A 22,578-nucleotide genomic window follows, 5' to 3' on the forward strand; every position below is an offset into this window, starting at 1 on the left:
GCGCTAATAGCTATTGATTTAATAGCAATTCGGAGAGACCTTTTCCCGCCTCAAGGTCCCCGCGCCGCAGGGCGGCCAACAAGGTCAGAAGACCAGTGGACCGGATGCCGCCACCAGCGGCTGTGCCAGCCGCGCGCCGTCCTGGGCCCAGAAGGCCAGGTCGGCCTGTTCGATGCGGGCCAGTGCGTTCTTCATGTGCTGCGCCGCCGCAGCGCGGGCAGCTACTGCATCGCCTGCCTCGATGGCCAGCACGATCTGCGTGTGCTCATGGGTCACGGCGTCGGCAAAGTCGGCGCGCCGCGCCTCGTTGGCGCGGGTCACGCGGGTGGCGCCCTTGAGAAACTGCGCCAGATAGTCCAGCGTGCTGATCATGAACGGGTTGCCTGCCGCCTGGGCGATGGCGCGGTGGAACAGCACGTCTTCCTCTACCCCGTCGCGGCCTGCGCGCACGGCGTCGGCAATGTGCTGCATGGCGGCGCGGATGGCGGCAATGTCTTCATCGGTGCGACGCAGGGCTGCCAGCTCGGCCACCTCGGCCTCCAGCGCACGGCGCACTTCCACGATCTGCATCACCGCCTCGCGCGATGCGGCAAGGGGCACATCGAACTGCAGCGGCTCGATGCCCGGCGCGAGCACATACACGCCGCTACCCTGCCGCGAGTCCACGAGCCCCAGCGACTTGAGGCGCGAGATGGCCTCGCGCACCACCGTGCGGCTGACCTGAAACTGCTGCGCCAGCACCGCCTCGGTGGGCAGCTTGTCGGACGCCTGGATGCGGCCCGCACGGATCTCGGCCTCCAGCGCGCTGGCCACCTGGTCGGAGAGCTTGGCGCTGGGTTTGACGGCGGAGAACGGCGAAGACATGGGCGGGGCGGGCAGTGGGGCGTGAAGTCGGTGCCGGGATGTGCGGGCAGGCCGGGGCGCAGGTGACTTTACCCGAAGGGCACTGCGCCGGAATCGTTTGTTTGCCGCGCTACTTGGGCGCCGGGCAGGAGTCGTCCAGTTTGGCCAGGCCCGCCAGCTTCTGCAGCCGGCTGCGGTTGTCCAGGCAGGCCTGGTGCTGCACCTCGGTCGCCTTCTGCTGGGCCTGCACCGCCGCCTTGCTGCGCTCGGCCTGGAGCTGGGCCACACGCTCGCGGATTTGCGGCATCACGGCCAGAGCGGCCTTCTCGCCTTCCACGATGGCGTTGGCGCGCTGGCTGAAGTCGGCGGCGCCGATGTCCAGCACCTGCGGGCGGATGATCACGTCGGCCCGCGCCAGCTCGGCCTGGCCCAGCTTCTGGCCCATGATGGCAATGGACTGGTTGAGCGCGCCCAGCATGTTGCCCGGCGTCTGGCCCCGGGCCTTGTTGGAGATATCCACCGCGATCACGATGTCCGCACCCAGCTGGCGCGCGGCGTCCACCGGCACGGGGCTCACGATGCCGCCGTCCACAAAATGGTATTTGCCGATGGTGACGGGCTGGAACACGCCGGGCACGCTGCTCGATGCACGCACCGCCTGGCCTGTGTTGCCGCGCGCAAACACTGTGCGCTCGCCATCTTCGAGGCGCGTTGCCACCACCACAAACGGTTTGACCATCTGCTCCAGCGGCTTGCGGCGCACCTGCTCGTTCACATAGTCTTCGAGCTTCTGGCCCAGCACCAGGCCGCCGGACGAGAGCTGCAGGTCGCGGATCTTGGCTTCGTCCAGCGCCACAGCTTTTTCCTGCATCTCGAACGCATTCATGCCGCTGGCATACAGCGCACCCACCACGCTGCCCGCACTGGTGCCAGAGACCACAGCGGGCGCAAAGCCATTGGCCTCCAGCATCTTGATCACGCCGATGTGTGCAAAACCCTTGGCCGCGCCGCCGCCCAGGGCGATCCCGATGCGGATGGGTGCGGGGGTAGATGTCGCCAGCGGCGCGCTGGTGGAATCGCCAGGGCGCGCGGGGGCGGTGCCCGTGCTGCCGCATGCCGCCAGACAGAGGGTCGCCGCCGTGACGATGGCGATCCGGATGGCGGGGGGCGCTGCAAACGCCGCGATGGGGTGGAAAAGGGCGGTCAGGCGCATGCCGGGAGTCCTGCGGTCAACGGGCGGGCAGTATATCGGCGGCGTGTTGGCAGCGCGGGAAATACGGCCCATTGCTTCTGAAGAGGAAGTGCCGGCGCATCCTTTGCACTGGCAAGGAGCGCAATCGTCGAAACCGGCGCGGCCTGGTCGAGAACCGCCGCGCAAGGTCCGCCCCGCCGCGCTGGCGGTGTCCCCGTTCTCTCGAATCGCGTCAGCGATTCGAGAGAACGGGGAAGGCGCCGAAGGCGACTCAGGGGGATGTACCCTACCTACTCGCCTTGCGAACCCCGGTGTGCCCACCCTGTGGTGCGCTTTTCGATCCAGCTGAACAGCTCGTACATCACCATGGCCATCGCACCCACCACCATCAGGCCCGCAAAGGCCAGGCCCATCTGCATGGACGAGCCCGCGCTGATGAGCAGGTAGCCGATGCCTTCGTTGGCGGCGGTCATCTCCGACACCGTGGTGCCCACAAACGCGAGCGTGATGGCGACCTTGAGCGAGCCGTAGAAGTACGGCATGGATCGCGGCAGGCCCACCTTGGTCAGCACGTCCCACCGCTTGGCGCCGAGCACGCGCAGCACGTCTTCCAGCTCGGGCTCCAGGGTGGCCAGGCCGGTGGCGATGTTGACCATGATGGGGAAGAAGCTGATGAGAAACGCCGTGAGGATGGCAGGCCCCACGCCAATGCCGAACCACACCACAAGGATGGGCACAAAGGCCGCCTTGGGCAGTGCGTTGAAGGCGGTCATCAGCGGGTATACGGCGGCATAGGCCAGGCGAGAACTGCCGATCACAAAACCCAGCAGCACGCCGACCACGATGGCAATGCCAAAGCCCGCCATCGTGACCCAGTAGGTGCGCCAAGCGTGGGCGGCGATCACGCCGCTGAACTCGACCAGCTGCGTGGCAATGACCCAGGGGCTGGGGAAGAGAAATTCGGGGACGCTGAAGGCCGAACAGATGATTTGCCACAGCAGAATGGTGGCGGTCAGCAGCAGCCAGGGGGACCAGCGCTCTACGGTTTTCTTGTGCATGGTGGGAAGGTCTTCGGGTTACTGCTGGATGGGCGCGCCGGCCTTGCGCAGGGCGCCGATGTGGCCGCGCAGTTCATGCACGATGTCGGTGAATTCCTTGGTGTAGGTCACCTCCAGGTCGCGCGGGCGGGGCAGCTCGATCTCCTTGCGCACCACAAACCGGCCCGGGCTCTTGCTCATCACATACACCGTGTCGGCCAGGAAGACCGATTCGCGCAGGTCGTGCGTGACCAGGATCACGTTGAATTTCTGCTCGGTCCACAGGTCGCGCAGGATGCACCACAGCTCCTCGCGCGTGAAGGCATCCAGCGCCCCAAACGGCTCGTCCAGCAGCAGCATCTTGGGCTCGTGGATCAGCGCGCGGCAGATGCTGGCGCGCTGCTGCATGCCGCCCGACAGCTGCCAGGGGAACTTGTCCTCATAGCCCGCCAGCCCCACCTTCTGCAGCAGCTTGCGGGCGCGTTCTTCGTATTCCTTACGTTTCTGCTTGAAGTTGCTGCGGTAGGGCTCGACGATTTCGAGTGGCAGCAGCACGTTGTCCACCGTGGTGCGCCACGGCAGCAGCGAAGGCGCCTGGAAGGCCATGCCCGAGACCTTGAGCGGCCCGGTCACGGGTTGGCCATCGATGAGGATCTTGCCCATGGAGGGCATCTTCAGACCGGTGGCCAGCTTCATGAAGGTGGACTTGCCACAGCCCGAGGGGCCCACGATGGCGATGAATTCGCCCTGGCGTACCTGCAGGTCGATGGCCTCCACCGCAAACTGGTTCTTGGCGCGCAGCTCGTCGTTGTAGGCGAGCCAGACGTCGCGGAAGTCGACAAAATAGGAATCGGCAGCCTGCATCAGAGGTCCGTAGTGAGTAGTGTTTGTGCACCGAGGTTGGGCTGGGCGCGGCCCAGGCCAGCGCCCCCGTGCAAGGGCCGCCCCGCCGCACCGGGGGCGTCCCCCTCCCGACTCGCGCAGCGAGTCGAGAGAGGGGGAAGGCGCGAAGCGACTCAGGGGGTGTCACTTCTTCGGCAGGATGTTCAACTCCGCCGTGCTGGGCAGAAAGCTGGGGTTCCACACATCGTCGGCGTTCACGCGGGTCTTGGTGTTGAACGCGTCCGACACCTGCGATGCCATCAGCGACAGGCGGCCGGGCTTGGCTTGGCCAAAACCTTCGGCGCGGGCGTCGGGGCTGTTGATGACAGTGTCGATGGCCAGTTGCAGGCGGCGGGTTTCGAGCGGCACGTTCACGATGCCGTCGCGTGCCTTCACATGCTCGATGGCGGCTGCGGGGTTGGCGATCACTTCCTTGGCACCCTTTGTGAAGGCCGACAGGAACGCCTTGATGGCGGCCGGGTTCTCCTTGATGAGCTTTGGAGACGCGATGATCACGTTGCCATAGAGCTTAACGCCGAAATCGGCATAGGGCAGCACCACCACGTCGGCGGCCTTGGCGCCACGGGCTTCCAGGTTCAGGAGCGAGGTGAAGGTGAAGCCGGTGATGGCGTCCACATCGCCGCGCACCAGCATGGTTTCGCGCAGGGGCGGGTCCATGGCCGTCCAGGTCACAGCGCCAATGCCGTTGGCCTTCTGGAAGATGGGGAACGCGCGGCGGCCTGCGTCGAACACGGGGGCGCCCAGCTTCTTGCCGGCCAGGTCGGCGGGCTTGGTGATGCCGCTCTTTTTCAGCGCCATGACCGATGCGGGCGTGTTGTTGTAGACCATCATCACCGCCACGGGCTTGTTCTGTGCGTCGGGGTTGTTGGCGTGGAACTCCATCACGGCGGCCAGGTCGGCAAAGCCCATGTCGTACGTGCCCGAGGCCACGCGCTGCACTGCACCACCCGAGCCGTTGCCAGCATCCACGGCCACATCCAGGCCTGCGGCCTTGAAGTAACCCTTGGCCACGGGCTGCAGGAACAGCGCGGCGGGGCCTTCAAAGCGCCAGTCGAGCTGGAACTTGATGGGCGTGGTGGCCTGCGCCTGGGCCAGTGAGGTGCTGCCGATCAGGGCCAGGGCGGCAGCGGTTTGCATGAACAGTCTCTTTTTCATCGGGGGCTCCTGTCGGGCGAGGGGAAATGCGGTGAGGGAAGGCATGGGCCCCATCCAGGGGCCATACACCTGCAGTCAGCAAAAACGATGCCCGGTTTGTGTACGCGGGTGTTTCGCTGCGCCCCATTGTTCACCGAAGTGGTGCACGTCAGCATGCTGGGTTTCCCGAAATGGTGCATGCGCCGGTTGAGGGGTTGGCTTGCCCATGAAAAACGGGGCCCGTGGGCCCCGTTGCAACGGTGTGTGGGCAGGCCTGATCATGGACTGCGCACGGTCAGCACGGCACAGCGCGCTCAGCGTGGCCGGGCGGCAGCGCTGGCCACGGCCAGGGCCGTCATGTTGAGCACGCGGCGCACGGTGGCGGCCGGGGTCAGGATGTAGGCCGTGGCAGCGGCACCCATCAGGATGGGGCCCACCGTGACGCCACCGCTGGTGGTCGTCTTGAGCACGTTGTAGAGGATGTTGGCGGCATCCAGGTTGGGGCAGATCAGCAGGTTGGCCGAGTCCGTCAGGGTCGAATCCGCCATGTAGGCGTTGCGGATGTTCGGCTCCAGCGCGGCATCGCCGTGCAACTCGCCATCACACTCGATCTCGGGGTGGGCGGCCACGAACAGGTCGCGCGCCTCGCGCATCTTGCGGGCTGATGCGCGCTTGGACGAGCCATAGCTGGAGTGCGAGAGGAAGGCGACCTTGGGTGGGATGCCAAAGCGTTGCACCTCCTGCACCGACATCCAGGCGATGTCCGCCAGCTGCTGTGCCGTGGGGTCTTCGTTCACATAGGTGTCGGCAATGAACAGCGTGCCCCGGTTGGTCATCAGCGCGTTCAGGGCAGCGTAGTTGTGGGCACCTTCCTGGCGGCCGATGATGCTGTGGATGCGTTCCAGGTGCGTTTCATACGTCCCCACCAGGCCGCAGATCATCGCGTCGGCATCGCCCAGCTTGACCATCAGCGAGGCAATGATGGTGTTGGAGCGGCGCACGGCGGCCTTGGCCACTTCGGGCGAGGCGCCGTTGCGCTTCATGAGCTGCTGGTAGTGCTCCCAGTACTGGCGAAAGCGTGGGTCGTCCTCGGGGTTGCACACCTCCACATCCTTGCCCAGCTGCATGCGCAGACCGGCCTTGGCGATGCGCGCAGCAATCACGGCAGGGCGACCGATGAGGATGGGTTGCGCGATCTTGTCGTCGATGGCCATCTGCGCGGCACGCAGGGCGCGTTCGTCTTCACCGTCGGCGTAGGCCACGCGCTTTTGCGCGTCGGGCAGGGCCTTGGCAGCCATGATCACGGGGCGCATCAGCATGCCGGTCTGGTAGACGAAGCGCGACAGCGTTTCCTTGTAGGCCTCCATGTCTTCGATGGGGCGCGTGGCCACGCCCGATTCGGCTGCGGCCTTGGCCACGGCGGGCGCGATCTTGAGGATCAGGCGCGAGTCGAACGGTGTAGGGATGAGGTAGTCGGGGCCAAAGGTCAGCTCTTTGCCCGCATAGGCGCTGGCCACTTCTTCGCTGATGTCGGCCTTGGCCAGGTCGGCGATCTGGCGCACGCAGGCCAGCTTCATCGCCTCGGTGATCTTGGTCGCGCCGCAGTCCAGCGCGCCGCGGAAGATGTACGGGAAGCACAGGACGTTGTTGACCTGGTTCGGATAGTCCGAGCGGCCCGTGGCAATGATGCAGTCGGGGCGCACGGCCTTGGCCAGTTCGGGGCGGATCTCGGGCTCGGGGTTGGCCAGTGCCAGGATGATGGGCTTGGGGCCCATGGTCTTGACCATCTCGGCCGTGAGCACGCCCGGGGCCGAGCAGCCCAGGAACACGTCGGCGCCGTTGACGGCATCGGCCAGCGTGCGGGCATCGGTCTTTTGCGCGTATCGCGCCTTCGACTCATCGTAGCCCCCGGGGCGGCCTTCGTAGATCACGCCCTTGGAGTCGCACACGAAGACGTTCTCGATCTTCACGCCCAGGCCCACCATCACATTCAGGCAGGCAATGGCGGCCGCGCCCGCGCCAGAAACGGCAATCTTCACCTCGCCGATCTGCTTGCCCACCAGCTCCAGGCCGTTGAGCAGCGCGGCGCTGCTGATGATGGCCGTGCCGTGCTGGTCGTCATGGAACACCGGGATGTTCATGCGCTTGCTGAGTTCGCGCTCGATGTAAAAGCACTCGGGCGCCTTGATGTCTTCGAGGTTGATGCCGCCCAGCGTGGGTTCCAGCGCCGCGATGATCTCGATGAGCTTGTCGGGGTCGCGCTCGGCCAGTTCGATGTCGAACACATCGACACCGGCAAACTTCTTGAACAGGCAGCCCTTGCCTTCCATCACCGGCTTGCTGGCCAGTGGGCCGATGTCGCCCAGGCCCAGCACCGCCGTGCCGTTGGTGATCACGGCTACCAGGTTGCCGCGCGAGGTGAAGTCAAACGCCTTGGAGGGGTCGGCCGCGATGTCCAGGCACGGATAGGCCACGCCTGGCGAGTAGGCCAGCGACAGGTCGCGCTGGTTGGACAGCGGCTTGGTGGGGGTGACCGAAATCTTGCCCCGGGTGGGATTGCGGTGGTATTCGCGCGCAGCGTCGCGCAGGGCCTGTTCGGCGGCGGAAATGTTCTGTGTCATACGGAAATCCTGGAAGTCCTCGGCGGAATGCAAAACAAGGGTACCCGATGGCGTGGGCGGCTGGCATGCAGGTTTATGCGTATGCAGCATGAAGCCAAAACCCCCTGGCAGCCATGGCGGACAGGGGGCGGAGCCACGCGGGCGGTGTCAGGTTTTCGGCAGCGTGCAAGCGGGACGCTAGTGGGCGTCGGCCTGGCGTGCGGCGTTGACAGCGGCGGAGGTGTCGCGGCTGGCGCCATTGAAGAAAACGTTCAGGGCCACCGCCGTGATCGAGGCCAGGAGGATACCGGATTCGATCAGCGGGTGGATGGCATGCGGCATCCACTGGCGGAAGTTGGGCGCGATCAGCGGCACCATGCCCACGCCGATGGATACGGCCACGATCATGGCGTTGAAGCGGTTGGTCTTGAAGTCCACCCCGCCCAGAATGCGGATGCCTGTGGCCGCCACCATGCCGAACATCACCAGGCCCGCGCCGCCTAGCACCATGGTGGGCAGTGACTCGACCAGCGCGGCCATCTTGGGCAGCACGCCCAGCACGATCAGGATCACGCCGCCCGCCACGCACACAAAGCGGCTCTTGACGCCGGTGACGGCGACCAGCCCCACGTTCTGCGAGAAGCTGGTGTACGGAAAGGTGTTGAAGATGCCACCCAGCAGCGTGCCCAGGCCATCTGTGCGCAGTCCGCGCGTGAGGGCCGCCTGGTCCACCTTGCGGTCGGTCATCTCCCCCAGGGCCAGGAACATGCCGGTGGATTCGATCATGACCACGATCATCACCAGGGTCATGGTCAGGATCAGGATGGGGTCGAAGACGGGGCTGGCAATCTCAAACGGCAGCACCAGGTCAAACCACTGTGCCTTGGCCACCTTGTCGAAGTTCATCAGTCCCATGCCCACGGCCACCACCGCGCCGATCACGATGCCCAGCAGCACCGAGATGTTGGCAATGAAGCCCTTGGCGAACTTGGCAATCAGCAGGATGGACAGCAGCACCAGGGCCGAGATGCCCACGCCGGTCAGGTCCGCGTACTTGGGGTTGGGCACCGTGGGCACCACTGCAAAGCCCTTGGGCACCGGCGGCAGCGAAGAGCCAGGGGCTCCGGCAGCGGCTTGGGCATCGGCCAGCCACTTGAGGTGCTCGGGGTTGGGCACGCTGGGCGCCGTGGGGCCCACGGGGTTGCCAAAGATCCAGTTGATGCCCACGCGCATCAGGCTGATGCCGATCACCGCGATGATGGTGCCCGTGACCACCGGCGGGAAGAACCGGAGCATGCGGCTGACCAGCGGAGCGATCAGGATGGAAAGCACGCCCGCGCCAATCACCGAGCCAAAGATCAGCCCGGCCCCGGCCGTGCCGCCCGTGGTCTGCGCCATCGAGACCATGGGCGCCACCGATGCGAAGGTCACCCCCATCATCACGGGCAGCTGAATGCCGAACCAGCGCGAGGCGCCCAGCGCCTGGATCAGCGTGACCAGCCCGCATACAAACAGGTCGGCCGAAATCAGCTTGGCAACCTGATCGGGCGTGAGGTTGAGGGCGCGGCCCACGATGAGCGGCACCGCTACAGCGCCCGCATACATCACCAGCACATGCTGCAAGCCTAGCGCCATGAGTCGCCCCAAAGGTAGGTGTTCGTCCACGGGGTGTACAGGCGGGTTCATGCGAGTCTTTCGGGGGTTGGGGGTATGAATACGGAAGGGACACCTGAGCCGGATGGTGCACAAGTGTCCATACAAAAATCGTATACAAAATGACAGGACGCGCTTATCCCGGTAAACCCTTAGAGGGGCGCAGCAAAATACCCGCCTGCAGTGGATGCAGGCGATGGGAAGGTTTGTGGCCGGGGCGCGACCGGCTTGGGCTAGCTCAGGGCTGTCGATGCCGCCTTGGTGCGTTGGCTGGTCAGCGGTGCGAGGGATTCACGCAGCCGGTCCCGCACCAGCGGCTGGCCGGGGTTGAGGGCGCCTTCCACATGCCCGATGTGGGCCAGCATGCGTTCTCGGGCCAGCGTGGTGTTGCCTGCTTCCAGCGCTTCGACGATGGAGGCGTGTTCGGCGCACGACTGGCTGGCCGCGTGCTGCGACTGGTACAGCGAGGCCGCCAAAGTGGTGCGCGCCGTGAGGTCGCGCAGGATGTCGCTCAGGCTGCGGTGTCCCATCGCCTCGGCCAGGCAGACGTGGAAGTCTGCGAGCAGAAAGGCGCGTGTGGCGGCATCTGCACCTTCGATGGCCTGCTGTTCCTCGGCGATGTGCGCCCGCAGGCGGCGGGTCACGCTCTGCAGCGGGCGGCCCGCATCGGCCAGGATGCCCGACTCAATGATGCGCCGGGCCGAGAACGCATCGCGAGCGTCCTCCACCGTGGGCTCCACCACATACCAGCCCCGGCGTGGCCGCACTTCGACAAAACCACGGGCCTGCAGCTGCATGAGCGCCTCGCGCACCAGAGTACGGCTCACACCGAAGAGGTCGGCCAGTTCCTGCTCGCCCAGGCGCTCGCCGGGTGAGAGTTTTTGCGCAAGGATGGATTCCACCACCTGCTGGGCGATCTGGGTCTGGTTGATGCTCATGCGGCCGATTGTGGCGCTACCGGGGCCGCCATCTCTGGCGAGACCTCGGGGGCCAGCGGCGGCGTGCTGCGGCCGTCCAGCACGGCATGTGCGCGCTCGCGGTCGATGTCGCCCTCCCAGGCCGCGATGGCCACGGTAGCGACGCAGTTGCCAATCAGGTTGCCCAGGGCGCGGGCAATGCCCATGAACCAGTCCACCGACAGCACCAGCACCAGCCCGATGGCGGGGATGGCCGGGATTGCGTGCAGCGTGGCGGCCAGTACCACAATGGCCGAGCCCGGCACACCGTGAGCGCCCTTGGACGTGACCAGCGAGATCGCCAGGATGGTCAGCAGGTCGGCCATCGAGATGGGCGTGTTCGTGGCCTGGGCGATGAACACGGCCGCCAGCGTGATGTAGATCGAGAACGCGTCCAGGTTGAACGAGTAGCCCGTGGGGATCACCAGGCCCACGGTCGAGTCGCGGATGCCCATGTGCTTGAGCTTGGCCATGATCTGCGGCAGCACGCTGTCGGACGACGTGGTGGCGAACACCACGGCCAGCTCCTCGCGCAGGTAGCGCAGCAGCTTGAACAGGCTGAAGCCCGAAAACCGCATGATCAGGCCCAGCACCACCACCACGAAGATGGCCACTGCCGCATAGAACAGCACCACCAGCATGCCCAGCTGCTTGAGCGAGCCAATGCCGTACTTGCCCACCGTGAACGCAATCGCACCCAACACACCCAGCGGCGCCAGCTTGATGATCAGGCCCATGGTCTTGAACAGCACGTGCGACAGGTCTTCGATGAGGCTGGTGACGCGCGCGCCGCGCTCGCCCATCAGCGCCAGCGCGCAGCCAAAGACGATGGAGAACAGCAGCACCTGCAGCACATCGCCATTGGCGAAGGCGCTCACGGCGGTGGTGGGTATGAGCTTGAGCAAAAAGTCGCTGAAGCCGCCACCCGTGAGCTTGGTGGCGTTGTCTGCATAGGCGCCCATCGCCTTGGGGTCGAGCGCCTTCGGGTCCACATTCATGCCCACACCGGGTTCAAACCAGAACGCGAGCGCCAGGCCCAGCACCAGCGCGATGGTGGTGACCACCTCGAAGTAGATCAGCGACTTGATGCCCACGCGGCCCACACGCTTCAGGTCGCCCGTGCCCGCGATGCCGTGAACCACCACACAAAAGACGATGAGCGGGATCAGCATCTTGATGAGCTTGATGAAACCGTCGCCCAGCGGCTTGAGCTGCACGGCCGTGTCGGGCCAGAGCAGCCCGATGGCCACGCCAGCAATCAAGGCCAGGACCACCCGGCCAAACAAGGAGTTGAGAAAGCGGAGCATGTGAACCCTTTGGATAGGAAGGCGATACTGTTGGTCAATCTTGCATACAAGAACTGTAGACAACAGTTGCGGGCCAGAACATGGGGTTATCCCGCGCTGCGCGTGGTAACCGCGTCGCCACCGCGTCATGCCGCCGTGGGCTGGGTTGAAGTAGTTTTGACTTCTGCGCACGGTCATGCCCCGGCCGTGCCCGCACAATCGCTCGCGGAGACGACCATTCATGACCACCCCCCCCACCGTGCCAAACCCCATTCGCCAGAGCGGCGAATTCCTCGAATATCTCTACGGTGTTGCCGTGCGCCGCGCGCTGCCGCTGCACAACACTGCAGCCTTTTTGCCCCCGCCGCCCAGCCGCGAAAGCGGAGGCCGCACGCTGGTGCTGGGTGCTGGCAAGGCGGGCGGCGCCATGGCGCAGGCCGTCGAAGCACTGTGGCCTGCGGATGCACCCTTGTCGGGGCTGGTGGTCACGCGTTACCACCACACACCGCCCCGGCCGCAAGGCCTGGCGCAGCGCATCGAAGTGGTTGAGGCCGCCCACCCCGTGCCCGATGCGGCGGGCCTGGCTGCTGCGCAGCGCATCCTGGCGCTGACGCAGGGTCTGACTGAAAACGACCTCGTGCTGTGCCTCATCTCGGGCGGGGGCTCCGCCCTGCTCACGCTCCCGGGCGACGGCCTCACGCTGGAGGACAAGCAGCGCATCAACAAGGCGCTGCTCGAAAGCGGCGCTGCCATCGACGAAATGAACTGTGTGCGCAAGCACCTCTCGCGCATCAAGGGCGGGCGGCTGGCGGCGGCCTGCGCGCCCGCGCGCGTGGTGACGCTCACGATCAGCGATGTGCCGGGTGACGACCCTTCGGTCATTGCCAGCGGCCCCACGGTGCCTGATGCCACCACCTGCGCCGATGCGCTGTCCATCCTGGACCGCTACCGCATCGAGGTACCCTCTGCAGTGCGCTCAGCCCTCGAAGCGGGCACGCTGGAAACCCCGAAGCCCGGCGACGCCGTGTTTGCTCACCATGTGGTGCACATGACCGCCACGCCCCAGCAGTCGCTGGAAGCTGCGGCCGAGGCCGCGCGGGCGGCGGGTGTGCAGGCGCACATCTTGTCGGACGAAATCGAAGGCGAATCGCGCGAGGTGGGCAAGGTGCACGCCGCGCTGGCGCGGGCCGTGGCGCGGCGTGGTCAGCCCTTCACAAGGCCGTGCGTGATCCTGTCTGGCGGTGAGACGACCGTGACGGTACGCCCACAGCCGCCAGGCGCACCCCGGGGGCGGGGTGGCCGCGCGGGCGAGTTCTGCCTGGGCCTGGCGCAGGCGCTGCAGGGGCAGCCGGGTGTGTGGGCGCTGGCCGCAGACACCGACGGCATCGACGGCGTGGAGGACAACGCGGGTGCCCGCGTGGCGCCCGACACGCTGGCGCGGGCCGAGGCGGCGGGCCTGCGCATCGCAGCCCACCTGGACCGCAACGACGCCTATGGCTTCTTTGAGCCCCTGGGGGATCTGGTGGTGACGGGGCCTACCCACACCAACGTAAACGATTTCCGTGCGCTATTAATTTTGCAGCTTCCAGCGCTTGATGGATAAGCGCTAGAGGCTAATTTCCCCCAAGTTCTGCCTGACAGTTCACGCCAGGAGATCGCACAGCGCCCGCGCAATCACCGTGGTTGCACGGCGCAGGTCTTCCAGCTGCAGTCGCTCGTCGGCGCGCTTGGCGTGGGATTCGAGTACCGTACGTGGCCCGGCCCCGTAGATCACGCCGGGGATGCCGCGCTCCACATACAGGCGCACGTCGGTGTACAGCGGCGTGCCCACGGCGGGCACGGGCTCTCCCAGCACGGCCTGGGCGTGTTTCTGGATCGCATCGACCAGCGGTGCATTGCCCGCCAGCGGGGTCATGGCGTTGGCCAGCAGCAGGCGCTTGATCTCCACGCTGATGCCAGCGCGTTCGCCCGCCGCCTGCTCAATGATGCGGCGGATGGCGGCTTCGACTTCCACCGGGTTCTCTTCAGGGATCATGCGGCGGTCGAGCTTGAACATCACCTTGCCGGGCACGACATTGGTGTTGGTGCCGCCTTCGATGCGGCCCACGTTCAGGTAGGGGTGCTTGATGCCCGTGACGTTGGACGTGACCTTCTTGTATTCGTCGTTCTGCGCGTACAGCGCGTTCAGGATGTGCACCGCGCCCTGCAGCGCGTCCACGCCGGTGTGCGGCACGGCGGCGTGGGCCATCTTGCCGTGTACGGTCACTTCCATTTGCAGGCAGCCGTTGTGGGCGGTGACCACTTCGTAGCTGAAGCCTGCGGCAATCATCAGATCGGGCTTCGTCAGCCCCTTTTGAAGCAGCCATCCGGGGCCCAGCTCGCCGCCAAATTCTTCGTCGTAGGTGAAGTGCAGCTCGACCGCGCCTTTCGTGGGCTTGGCCACGGCTTCCAGTGCGCGCACGGCGAAGGTGAACGATGCAAAGTCGCTCTTGCTCACGGCAGTGGCGCGGCCATACATGGCGCCATCCACGATCTCGGCGCCATAGGGGTCGTGCGTCCAGCCTTCGCCGGGGGGCACCACGTCGCCGTGGGCGTTCAGGGCAATGGTTTTGCCGCCGTCGCCCTGCGCACCGTACTTGCGGCGCACGATGAGGTTGGTGATGGACTCCATGCCGTAGGCCAGCACATCGGAAGCGGGCACCGCGTGTTTTTCGGCCTCGTAGCCAAACTCCTTGAGCAGCTCGGCCGTGCGTTCGGCGTGGGGTGCGTTGTTGCCGGGCGGTGTGTCGGTGGGCACGCGCACCAGGGCCTGCAGAAAGCGCACTTCCTCGTCGAAGTGCTGGTCGATCCAGGCGTCCAGCGCGGCGTAGTTGTTGTTCGTTGTCATGATTGTGGTTCCTCGGCAAGTTGGCGCAGCACCTGGGTGAAGGCGTCCACGGCCAGCTGCATGTCGTTGTTGGTGGTGGATTCGAGCGGGTTGTGGCTGATGCCGGAGTTCTGGCCGCGCACAAAGAGCATGGCCTGGGGCATGATTTCGTGCAGCTTCATCGCGTCGTGCCCCGCGCCGCTGGGCATGCGGAACACGGGCACGCCCAGAGTGTCCACGGCGCGCTCCCACTGGTGCTGCCAGGCGGGCGCACTGGGCGCGGCGGCGGCGCGCATGGATTCTTCCAGGGTGTAGCGCAGGCCACGCCGGGCCGCGATGTGGGCGAGCTGCTCTTTCACATCGCTCACCAGCGCATCGCGCTGGGCATCGGTGGGGGCGCGCAGATCCAGTGAAAACAGGCAACGCCCCGGCACCACGTTGATGGAGCCAGCGGGCACCTGCAGCTGGCCGATGGTGCCCACCGAGTCGCCATCTTGCGCGGCGCGCTGCTCCACATACAGCGCCAGCTCGGCCACGGCCACGGCCGCGTCGCGGCGGCGGTCCATGGGGGTGGTGCCCGCGTGGCTGGCGGTGCCGATCATCTCGCACAGAAAACGCACACTGCCGTTGATGGAGGTGACCACGCCCAGGGGCAGGTCCAGCTCGTTGAGCACGGGGCCCTGCTCGATGTGCACCTCGATGAAACCCAGGTACTGCGCAGGGTCGCGCTGCAGCTTGGGGATGTCGTCAATGCACAAGCCCGCATGCTGCATGGCCGCGCGCATGGTCACACCATCCACGTCCTTCTGGTCGAGCCAAGCGGGGTTGAAGTCGCCGATGAGAGCGCCCGAGCCCAGGAAAGTGGCCTTGTAGCGCTGGCCTTCCTCTTCGGCAAAGCCCACCACCTCGATGCCGAAAGGCAGACGTTTGCCGGCGCGGTGCAGCTCGCGCACGCAGGCCATGGGCACGAAGATGCCCAGGCGGCCGTCGTATTTGCCGCCGTTGCGCACGGTGTCGTAGTGGCTGCCGGTCATGAGGTAGCGTGCGCCTGGGCCCGCCGGGTGGTAGCGGCCCACCACGTTGCCCACGGCGTCGATCTCCACCTCGTCAAAGCCGCAGTCGCGCATCCAGTGGCTGATGCGCTGTGCGCATGCGCGGTGCGCGTCGGTGAGGTAGGTGACGGTGAGCTGGCCTTTTTCGGCAAAGCCGGGGTCGGAGTGTTCGGCCAGTTTTTCCTGCCAGTCCCACACGTCGTTGCCCAGCACGGGCTCGGCCGCGAACTTGTCGTTCAGGCGAATCTCGGCAATGCGGTGGATGTTGCGCAGGGCCTCGGCCAGTTCGAACTCGGGGTGGTTGTCCAGGCGCCGCGCAAAGGTGTCGATGATCTCCCGCTTGGGCAGGCCCGTGCCGCGCGGCCCGCGCACGGCCAGGATGAACGGGAAGCCGAAGCGCTCGTTGTAGGCCGCATTGAGCTGCTGGATGCGCTCGAACTCCTCGGGCGTGCATTGGGTCAGGCCCGCCGTGCTTTGCTCGTTGGTGGATTCGGCCGTGAGGTTTTTCGCCACCATGGCTTTGCCCGCCAGCTCGGGGTGGGCGCGGATCAGACCCAGCTGGGCGTCCAGCTCGGCAGTGCGCACCACCTGCGCCAGCGCGTGCTTCAGGTGCGCCAGCGTTCGGAAGGGCCGCTGCGCCAGGGCCTGCTCGGCAATCCAGGGCGAGTGTTCGTACAGCCCGTCCAGCAGCGCCAAGGCCTCGGCGGGGCTGGCGGCGTTGAGTTGTTCCAGGGTCAGTGGCATGGTGGGTGCTTCAAAAAAGTGAGCTGCTAGCGCTTATCGGATAAGCGCTGGAGTCCAATTTGGTTCATCAATGTGGCTCACACGGTTGGCGCGGGATGATGCTGCGCCCAGTGGCGCGCAATGTCGATGCGCCGCGCCACCCATACCTTGTCATGCTGTGCGATGTGGTCCAGAAAACGTTGCAGCGCCGTGATGCGGCCGGGGCGGCCCAACAGGCGGCAATGCATGCCGATGCTCATCATCTTGGGGGCGTTGTCACCGTCGGGGTCACCCTCGGCATACAGTGCGTCGAAGGTGTCCTTCATGTACTGAAAGAACGGGTCGGCGTGCGAGTAACCCTGTGGCAGGGCAAAGCGCATGTCGTTGCAGTCCAGCGTGTAGGGCACGATGAGCTGGGGTGCCGTGCTGCCATCCGTTTTGCGCACCTTCATCCAGAAGGGCAGGTCATCGCCGTAGTAGTCGCTGTCGTATTCAAAGCCGCCAAAGTCGGCCACCAGGCGGCGGGTGTTGGGGCTGTCGCGGCCGGTGTACCAGCCCAGGGGTCTCTCACCCGTCATGCGCTGGAGGATGTCCATGGCCTCTTGCATGTGGGCGCGTTCCACCTCTTCAGGGATGTGCTGGTAGTGAATCCACTTGAGGCCGTGGCAGGCGATCTCGTGGCCCAGCTCCACCAAGGCGGCTGTGAGCTCGGGGTGGCGCTGCAGAGCAGTGGACACGCCAAACACCGTGAGCGGCAGGTTGCGCTTTTCAAACTCGCGCAGGATGCGCCACACGCCGGCGCGCGAGCCGTATTCGTAGATGCCCTCCATGCTCATGTGCCGCTCGGGGTAGCTGGCGGGGTTGAACATTTCGGAGAGGAACTGCTCGCTGCCTGCATCGCCATGCAGCACGGCGTTTTCGCCGCCTTCCTCGTAGTTCAGCACAAACTGCACGGCAATGCGCGCACCGCCCGGCCACTGCGCGTGGGGCGGGGTCTTGCCGTAGCCGATGAGGTCGCGGGGGTAGGCTTGGGTGGAGTCGTAGATCATGGGAATGCGGAAAACGTCGGAAGGTCAGGCAGTGATGGGGGCCAGGGCGGCGGCCAGGTCGCTGGCCGGGCGCTTGCGGTCAAAGGTCAGGCTGGCTTCGACATGTTCGAGGTGGCTTTGCATCAGGGCGACGGCGCGTTCTTCGTCGCGCGCGGCCAGGGCTGTAACGATGTCGGCGTGCTCCTCGTGCGAGTGTTCTGCGGCGCTGGCCGACTGGTACATCAGCGTGATCAGGGCGCAGCGCGAGATCAGGTCGCCCAGCATCTGCGCCAGCACCTCGTTGCCCATCAGCTCGGCCATGCGCACATGGAAGTCGCCCAGCAACTCGGTGCGGCTGCTGGCGTCGGCGGTGTCCATGGCGGCCTTCTCGCTGGCCACATGGGTGCGCAGCGCCTTGATCTTGGCGGGGGTTACGCTCTGCACGAAGGCGCGGGTCATCTCGGTCTCCAGCATGCGGCGCACGGCGAACACCTGGCGCGCTTCTTCCACCGAAGGGGTGGACACGAACGCACCGCGCGCGGGCTCCAGCGTGACGAGGCGGTTCTGTGCGAGCTGGAACAGCGCCTGGCGCACCAGCGTGCGCGACACGCCGAAGTGGTCGGCCAGTTTCTGCTCGGCCAATTTGGTGCCTGGCTGCAGGCGGTGCTCCACGATGGCGCGGGTCAGAGCGTCAACAATGGCGCTGGTGGATGAGGATTCCATGGCGGCATGATACGGTGGATGGCGAAAAGTGTATACACTTTTGGTCTACACACTGCGGTCCGGCAATCCTCGCCGATCGGCCGTGGTCCCCACTTCAGGAGATTCCCTATGGGATTGAGCACCCACGTTCTGGACACCATGAACGGCTGCCCCGCCGCTGGCATGGAGGTGGCCCTGTACTCCACCGACGGCGACAACGCCACCCTCATCAAGCGCCTGGTGCTGAACCACGATGGCCGCACCGATGCCCCGCTGTTTGACAACGCCAGCCTGCGCACCGGCACCTACCGGCTGCGGTTTGATGTGGCGGGGTACTTCAAGGCCCGGGGTGTGGAGTTGCCCGAACCCAATTTTCTGAACCAGGTGAGCCTGGACTTCGGCATTGCGCACGCCGACCAGCACTACCACGTGCCCTTGCTGGTGAGCCCGTGGAGCTATTCGACCTACCGTGGGTCGTGAGACGTACTGCTGCGGTGCGTGGCATCGCGTGGCCGTATTTACTGGCGCTGCCCGGACCAGGGATGCCAAGCAAGGGCCGCCCCGCAGCGAGGGCATCGTCCCCTTTCCCGAAGTCGCGGAGCGATTTCGAGAGAAGGGGGAAGCGGCGTAGCCGCTCAGGGGGATGTACCTAATGCTGCCCTTCGGTGAGCGTATCGAGCTGGAAATGCCCGCTTTTGTCCCACAACCAGGTGTCGGTGTAGGTGACCTTGCCCATGCGCGTGGGCGCAGGGAAGGGGGCTGCGGCGCGCACGGTGCGTTCGATTTCGGCCACCACCTCGGGGGCGTGTTTGGGAGCACGCATCCAGCGCAGGCGCGTGACCTTGCCGGCGCGGTCGATATCCACCTCCAGCACGCCGATGGCATACAGCATGGGCGGCAGTTTGCCCTTGTACACACGCTGTGCGTTCAGGCCATAAAGGTGGGTGGCAGCGTCTTCGCGGTAGGCGCGTGCCGTGCTGGCGGCAGACGCGCGCGCCGAGCCTGCGGCAGCGGGCACAGGCCCCTTGACGCTGGCGGTGTCCGGGCTGGGCATGGTGCTGTCCTGCGCCGGGGCTGGTGGCTCGGGGGCCGACTTACAGGCCGCCACCAGCGATGCAACGGCGGCCATGAGTCCGGCAAGCAGCCAGGGGCTGCGGTGGCTGGAGGAGCGCTCGGTGGGGGTGGGCGGCATGATGGCTTTTGTGAACTGAACGATGCCCCGTGGGGCGGGCGACCCTTGGTGGCGTGAAGGATCTGGATTGACTGATGTACTTTTGTTGCTGGACGGCCTTGCAGCCGCCCCCGCCTGTCTGGTAAGGGTGGAGTCTACCGAAGGCTCGGCCCCGCGTGAACCCGGTGCGTGGATGGCCGTGTTCGCAGACCGTATCGTGGGCACCATCGGCGGCGGCCATCTGGAGCTGCAGGCGATTGCCGAAGCGCGCCGCCGCCTGGGCGGTGTGCCCGGCCCGGCCCCGGGGCAGCCACCCATGCGTTTTGCACTGGGCCCGGCGCTGGGGCAATGCTGCGGGGGCGTGGTGTACCTGGGTTTTGAGGTGCTGACCGCTGCCGACCTGGCCCCCGCTGCGGGTCTGCGCGCGCGCCTGTCGCCGCACCAGCACCCCGTGGCACTGTTCGGTGGCGGCCATGTGGGCCACGCGCTGGCGCGGGTGCTGGCGCCGCTGCCGTTTGCGCTGACCTGGATCGACAGCCGCGACGGCATCTTCCCTAGCCCCACGCCCGAGGGCGTGGTCTGCGAACACTCCGAGCCCGTGCAACTGGCTGTGCCCCGCCTGGCGCCGGGCAGCCGCGTACTGATCATGAGCTTCAGCCATGCCGAAGACCTGGACGTGGTGGCCGCCTGCCTGCGCCGCCAGCGTGAACAGGGCGACCTGCCTTTCATCGGCCTCATAGGCAGCAAGACCAAATGGGCGACGTTTCGCAATCGCCTGAACGGGCGCGGCTTTGCACAGGACGAACTGGCACAGGTCACCTGCCCCATTGGTATCCCCGGCATTGAGGGCAAGGAGCCCGAAGTGATCGCCGTGGCGGTGGCTGCACAGCTGCTGCAGACGCTGAAGGGGGCGGGCTGAGGGTAATTCCGGGCCTCCATGCCTCGGATTGGGGCTGGAGTCGGGAACAATTCCTGCATACACTTTTCAACGGATTTGTTGACGGTTTACGGGTCGCAGCGGTGCCCCGGCGGGTTTGCCCGCCAAGGTGCGCGACCAAAATTTCTGCTCAGAGCGCCCGCAGTGGTGAGCAGGTTTGCTGTTTGGCGCTGACGCGCCATCAAGGTTGAGATATGGAAAGCTACTTTCTCGACTGGGCCAACCTGCTGTTGCGCTGGGTCCACGTCATCACCGCCATCGCCTGGATTGGCTCGTCGTTCTACTTTGTCTTCCTCGACAGCAGCCTCACGCCGCCCGAAGACGAAGACCTCAAAAAACAGGGCGTCAGCGGCGAACTCTGGGCCGTGCACGGCGGCGGGTTCTACCACCCGGTCAAGTTCGCCGTGTCGCCGCCCAAGCTGCCCGGCCACCTCCACTGGTTCTTCTGGGAAAGCTACAGCACCTGGATCAGCGGCTTTGCGCTGTTCACCGTGTCGTACCTCTACAGCGCCAGCACCTACCTCATCGACAAGTCGAAGATGGACTGGGCGCCTGTCACGGCCATCGTGGTGGCGCTCGCGTTCTTCGTCGTGTTCTGGCTGCTGTACGACGCGATCTGCCGCATCTTTGGCCAGAGGAAGAACGGCGACGCCATCGTGGGCGCGCTCGTCTTCGTGCTGGTGTGCATCGCCTCGTGGCTGGCCTGCCACTGGTTTGCTGGCCGCGCAGCCTTCTTGCTGGTGGGCGCGATGATCGCCACGGCCATGAGTGCCAACGTGTTCTTTTGGATCATCCCCGGCCAGCGCACCGTGATCGCACAGATCAAGGCGGGCGAACCGGTGGACCCGATCCACGGCAAACGCGGCAAACAGCGCAGCGTGCACAACACCTACTTCACGCTGCCGGTGCTGTTTGCCATGCTGAGCAACCACTACAGCTTTACCTGGAGCCACCCGCAAAACTGGCTGGTGCTGATCCTGATGATGTTTGCGGGCGCCGCCATCCGCCAGTTCTTTGTGATGCGCCACGGCTACAAGCTGGGCCGCAACGGCAACCCGCTGCCCTATGCGCTGGTGGGCGTGGCCGTCATCGTCGGCGCCATCGTGTGGATGCGCCCCGCGCCCATGGCTGCTGTCAGTGGTGCTCCTGTTTCAGGAGCTGCTAGCGCAATTGCAGCAAGCGCTAGCGGCCAAAATGACTACAAGTCGGTGCAAGCCGTGCTGGAGCAACGCTGCTACCTGTGCCACGGCGAGGCGGTGCAGATGAAGAACCTGCGGCTCGATTCACCCGACAGCGTCAAGCAACACGCCCAGGCGATTTACCAGCAAGTGGTGGTGCAAAAACTCATGCCCATGAACAACGCCACGCAGATCACCGACGCGGAGCGGGCACTGATTGGGCGGTGGTTTGAGGCGGGGGCGCCTACAGGGCCTTGAGGGTTGTGGAGGAGGCGTCACTCTGCACTCAAGCGAAGCCGTGCAGACTCCTAGCCCTTCACGACGGTGGCGTCGATCTCCACCACCTGTCCCGGGTATCCCAGGCGGGCGACGCCCAAGAGCGTTGCCGGAGGCACTTGCCCCCCAAAGTGCTCGGTCACGGCGCCCCAGGCCGCTGAAAGGTCGGCCTGTTCGCCAACGACGTAGACAACAAGGCGGCGAATGTCTGGCGCGGCAAACCCGTGAACAGCCAGAACCTTGCTCAGATTCTCCAAACACTGCGATGCCTGGGCGCACGGATCTCCGGGCGCCATGATCGAGCCATCGGGAGCTTGTGGCACCTGGCCTGCAAGGAAGAGCTGATTCCCCATGCGCTGCGCGTATTGATAGTTCGGCGTGCTTGGCAGGCCTGAGGCGATTTCGGCTTCGTTCATGGGTGGTTGGGGGGAGATGCTGCGCGAGTTGTCTTTGTGACGCCTAATGCTCAAGCATGCGCGGCATGCAGCAAGCGCCGCGCATCAGCATCCTGCGGCTGAGTGTCCGCGCCGAGCGAAATGCTAAGAATCATCGTCCTCCCAAACCTCTGGATCATCTGCCCATTCGAGCAGAGTTTTCGCCCTTGACGCAAGCAACGGCGCCAGTTCTTCGTCAGAGTCGCCGTCCCCGATGCTAAAAGTTGGGTGCTTTTCACCACGCAACATGTGCTCGCTCGCTTCTTGCCACAACGTCGCTATAGCGCGCATGGCATCCCTTGGGCTGTTGATGCCCTCCGCCGAGACATAGTCATTTGGCAAATCACCTGAAATTGCCCACCAGCCAACGCTACCGGGACTTCTAAAACTTTCTATGGCCCAAATGGAAACATAGGGTGTGACCGACCAAGCCGGAAACTCACCGACTTGACCATGCGCGATGCCTTGGCGGCTCAAGTACTCTTCAACTTCCTTGCGCCGGTCTACAAACCATTGCGCTTCAACATCTGGATCGTCGTAATCAAGCATTGGTGACCTTCAAGGTGATGCATTCCGCAAATCTTGCGAAACAAGTTGGACTGTGCGG

The 22,578-nt window shown here is 65.5% G+C and carries 20 protein-coding genes; 4 read left to right on the top strand and 16 right to left on the bottom strand.

Going from position 1 to position 22,578, the window contains the following annotated elements; translation table 11 throughout:
• Positions 1-84: 84 nt before the first annotated feature.
• From ACQ4MJ_RS02270 to ACQ4MJ_RS02310, 9 genes are all read right to left on the bottom strand, one after another.
• Positions 85-864 carry a FadR/GntR family transcriptional regulator gene (locus ACQ4MJ_RS02270; RefSeq protein ID WP_055394854.1) on the bottom strand — a complete coding sequence of 260 codons (780 nt, stop codon included), beginning with the start codon at positions 862-864 and terminating at the stop codon, positions 85-87.
• Between the two features lie 109 nt (positions 865-973).
• Entirely contained in the window at positions 974-2,056 is a 1,083-nt protein-coding gene (locus ACQ4MJ_RS02275; protein ID WP_238385492.1) for a patatin-like phospholipase family protein, read from the bottom strand.
• A 269-nt stretch (positions 2,057-2,325) separates the two neighbouring features.
• Entirely contained in the window at positions 2,326-3,093 is a 768-nt protein-coding gene (locus tag ACQ4MJ_RS02280; RefSeq protein WP_055394856.1) for an ABC transporter permease, read from the bottom strand.
• A gap of 18 nt (positions 3,094-3,111) precedes the next feature.
• Positions 3,112-3,936, bottom strand: a complete 825-nt coding sequence (locus tag ACQ4MJ_RS02285; RefSeq protein WP_431150328.1) for an ABC transporter ATP-binding protein — start codon at positions 3,934-3,936, stop codon at positions 3,112-3,114.
• Positions 3,937-4,098: 162 nt separating this feature from the next.
• Complete coding sequence (locus ACQ4MJ_RS02290; protein WP_228896500.1) at positions 4,099-5,130, bottom strand: ABC transporter substrate-binding protein; 1,032 nt, start codon at positions 5,128-5,130, stop codon at positions 4,099-4,101.
• Positions 5,131-5,423: 293 nt separating this feature from the next.
• A complete protein-coding gene (locus tag ACQ4MJ_RS02295) occupies positions 5,424-7,730 on the bottom strand; it encodes an NADP-dependent malic enzyme (RefSeq protein ID WP_431150326.1) in 2,307 nt (768 codons plus the stop codon).
• Between the two features lie 177 nt (positions 7,731-7,907).
• Positions 7,908-9,395 carry a nucleobase:cation symporter-2 family protein gene (locus tag ACQ4MJ_RS02300; RefSeq protein ID WP_431150324.1) on the bottom strand — a complete coding sequence of 496 codons (1,488 nt, stop codon included), beginning with the start codon at positions 9,393-9,395 and terminating at the stop codon, positions 7,908-7,910.
• A 200-nt stretch (positions 9,396-9,595) separates the two neighbouring features.
• Entirely contained in the window at positions 9,596-10,300 is a 705-nt protein-coding gene (locus ACQ4MJ_RS02305) for a GntR family transcriptional regulator (protein ID WP_121505618.1), read from the bottom strand.
• Positions 10,297-11,625, bottom strand: coding sequence for a C4-dicarboxylate transporter DctA (locus ACQ4MJ_RS02310; protein ID WP_431150321.1), 1,329 nt, complete (start codon positions 11,623-11,625; stop codon positions 10,297-10,299). The genes ACQ4MJ_RS02305 and ACQ4MJ_RS02310 overlap by 4 nt, the downstream gene beginning before the upstream one ends.
• Positions 11,626-11,845: 220 nt before the next feature.
• Here ACQ4MJ_RS02310 and ACQ4MJ_RS02315 point away from each other — a divergent pair, with 220 nt between their 5' ends.
• The gene (locus tag ACQ4MJ_RS02315; protein WP_431150320.1) at positions 11,846-13,207 is read left to right on the top strand and encodes a glycerate kinase type-2 family protein; all 1,362 of its coding nucleotides are present in this window, start codon (positions 11,846-11,848) and stop codon (positions 13,205-13,207) included.
• A gap of 39 nt (positions 13,208-13,246) precedes the next feature.
• On the opposite strand, the gene ACQ4MJ_RS02320 is transcribed toward ACQ4MJ_RS02315, so the two are convergent.
• The 4 genes from ACQ4MJ_RS02320 to ACQ4MJ_RS02335 all read right to left on the bottom strand — a co-directional run bounded on the left by ACQ4MJ_RS02320 (position 13,247) and on the right by ACQ4MJ_RS02335 (position 17,996).
• A complete protein-coding gene (locus tag ACQ4MJ_RS02320; protein WP_431150318.1) occupies positions 13,247-14,491 on the bottom strand; it encodes a M20 family metallopeptidase in 1,245 nt (414 codons plus the stop codon).
• Positions 14,488-16,266 (bottom strand): 2-oxo-4-hydroxy-4-carboxy-5-ureidoimidazoline decarboxylase, encoded by a 1,779-nt coding sequence (uraD, locus tag ACQ4MJ_RS02325; protein WP_431150316.1) that lies wholly within the window; start codon positions 16,264-16,266, stop codon positions 14,488-14,490. The genes ACQ4MJ_RS02320 and uraD overlap by 4 nt, the downstream gene beginning before the upstream one ends.
• 77 nt (positions 16,267-16,343) lie before the next feature.
• Positions 16,344-17,294 (bottom strand): allantoinase PuuE, encoded by a 951-nt coding sequence (puuE, locus tag ACQ4MJ_RS02330; protein WP_431150315.1) that lies wholly within the window; start codon positions 17,292-17,294, stop codon positions 16,344-16,346.
• Positions 17,295-17,318: 24 nt separating this feature from the next.
• On the bottom strand, positions 17,319-17,996 hold the full coding sequence (locus tag ACQ4MJ_RS02335) for a GntR family transcriptional regulator (RefSeq protein WP_055394876.1): 678 nt from the start codon (positions 17,994-17,996) through the stop codon (positions 17,319-17,321).
• A gap of 108 nt (positions 17,997-18,104) precedes the next feature.
• Here ACQ4MJ_RS02335 and uraH point away from each other — a divergent pair, with 108 nt between their 5' ends.
• Complete coding sequence (uraH, locus tag ACQ4MJ_RS02340) at positions 18,105-18,455, top strand: hydroxyisourate hydrolase (RefSeq protein WP_055394878.1); 351 nt, start codon at positions 18,105-18,107, stop codon at positions 18,453-18,455.
• 169 nt (positions 18,456-18,624) lie between these two features.
• On the opposite strand, the gene ACQ4MJ_RS02345 is transcribed toward uraH, so the two are convergent.
• Positions 18,625-19,167, bottom strand: coding sequence for an energy transducer TonB (locus tag ACQ4MJ_RS02345; protein WP_431150312.1), 543 nt, complete (start codon positions 19,165-19,167; stop codon positions 18,625-18,627).
• Positions 19,168-19,234: 67 nt separating this feature from the next.
• Between ACQ4MJ_RS02345 and xdhC the strand changes: the two genes are divergently transcribed.
• Together xdhC and ACQ4MJ_RS02355 are read left to right on the top strand one after the other, a co-directional pair.
• Positions 19,235-20,065 carry a xanthine dehydrogenase accessory protein XdhC gene (gene xdhC, locus ACQ4MJ_RS02350; RefSeq protein ID WP_431150310.1) on the top strand — a complete coding sequence of 277 codons (831 nt, stop codon included), beginning with the start codon at positions 19,235-19,237 and terminating at the stop codon, positions 20,063-20,065.
• A gap of 212 nt (positions 20,066-20,277) precedes the next feature.
• The gene (locus ACQ4MJ_RS02355; protein ID WP_431150308.1) at positions 20,278-21,519 is read left to right on the top strand and encodes a urate hydroxylase PuuD; all 1,242 of its coding nucleotides are present in this window, start codon (positions 20,278-20,280) and stop codon (positions 21,517-21,519) included.
• Positions 21,520-21,569: 50 nt separating this feature from the next.
• Here ACQ4MJ_RS02355 and ACQ4MJ_RS02360 read toward each other — a convergent pair whose 3' ends face one another.
• Positions 21,570-21,953 carry a RidA family protein gene (locus ACQ4MJ_RS02360; protein WP_431150306.1) on the bottom strand — a complete coding sequence of 128 codons (384 nt, stop codon included), beginning with the start codon at positions 21,951-21,953 and terminating at the stop codon, positions 21,570-21,572.
• A 123-nt stretch (positions 21,954-22,076) separates the two neighbouring features.
• A complete protein-coding gene (locus ACQ4MJ_RS02365; protein ID WP_431150304.1) occupies positions 22,077-22,520 on the bottom strand; it encodes a DUF4826 family protein in 444 nt (147 codons plus the stop codon).
• Positions 22,521-22,578 lie beyond the last annotated feature (58 nt).

It is taken from the genome of Acidovorax facilis (genome assembly GCF_050626955.1).
Taxonomy (GTDB): domain Bacteria; phylum Pseudomonadota; class Gammaproteobacteria; order Burkholderiales; family Burkholderiaceae_C; genus Acidovorax; species Acidovorax facilis.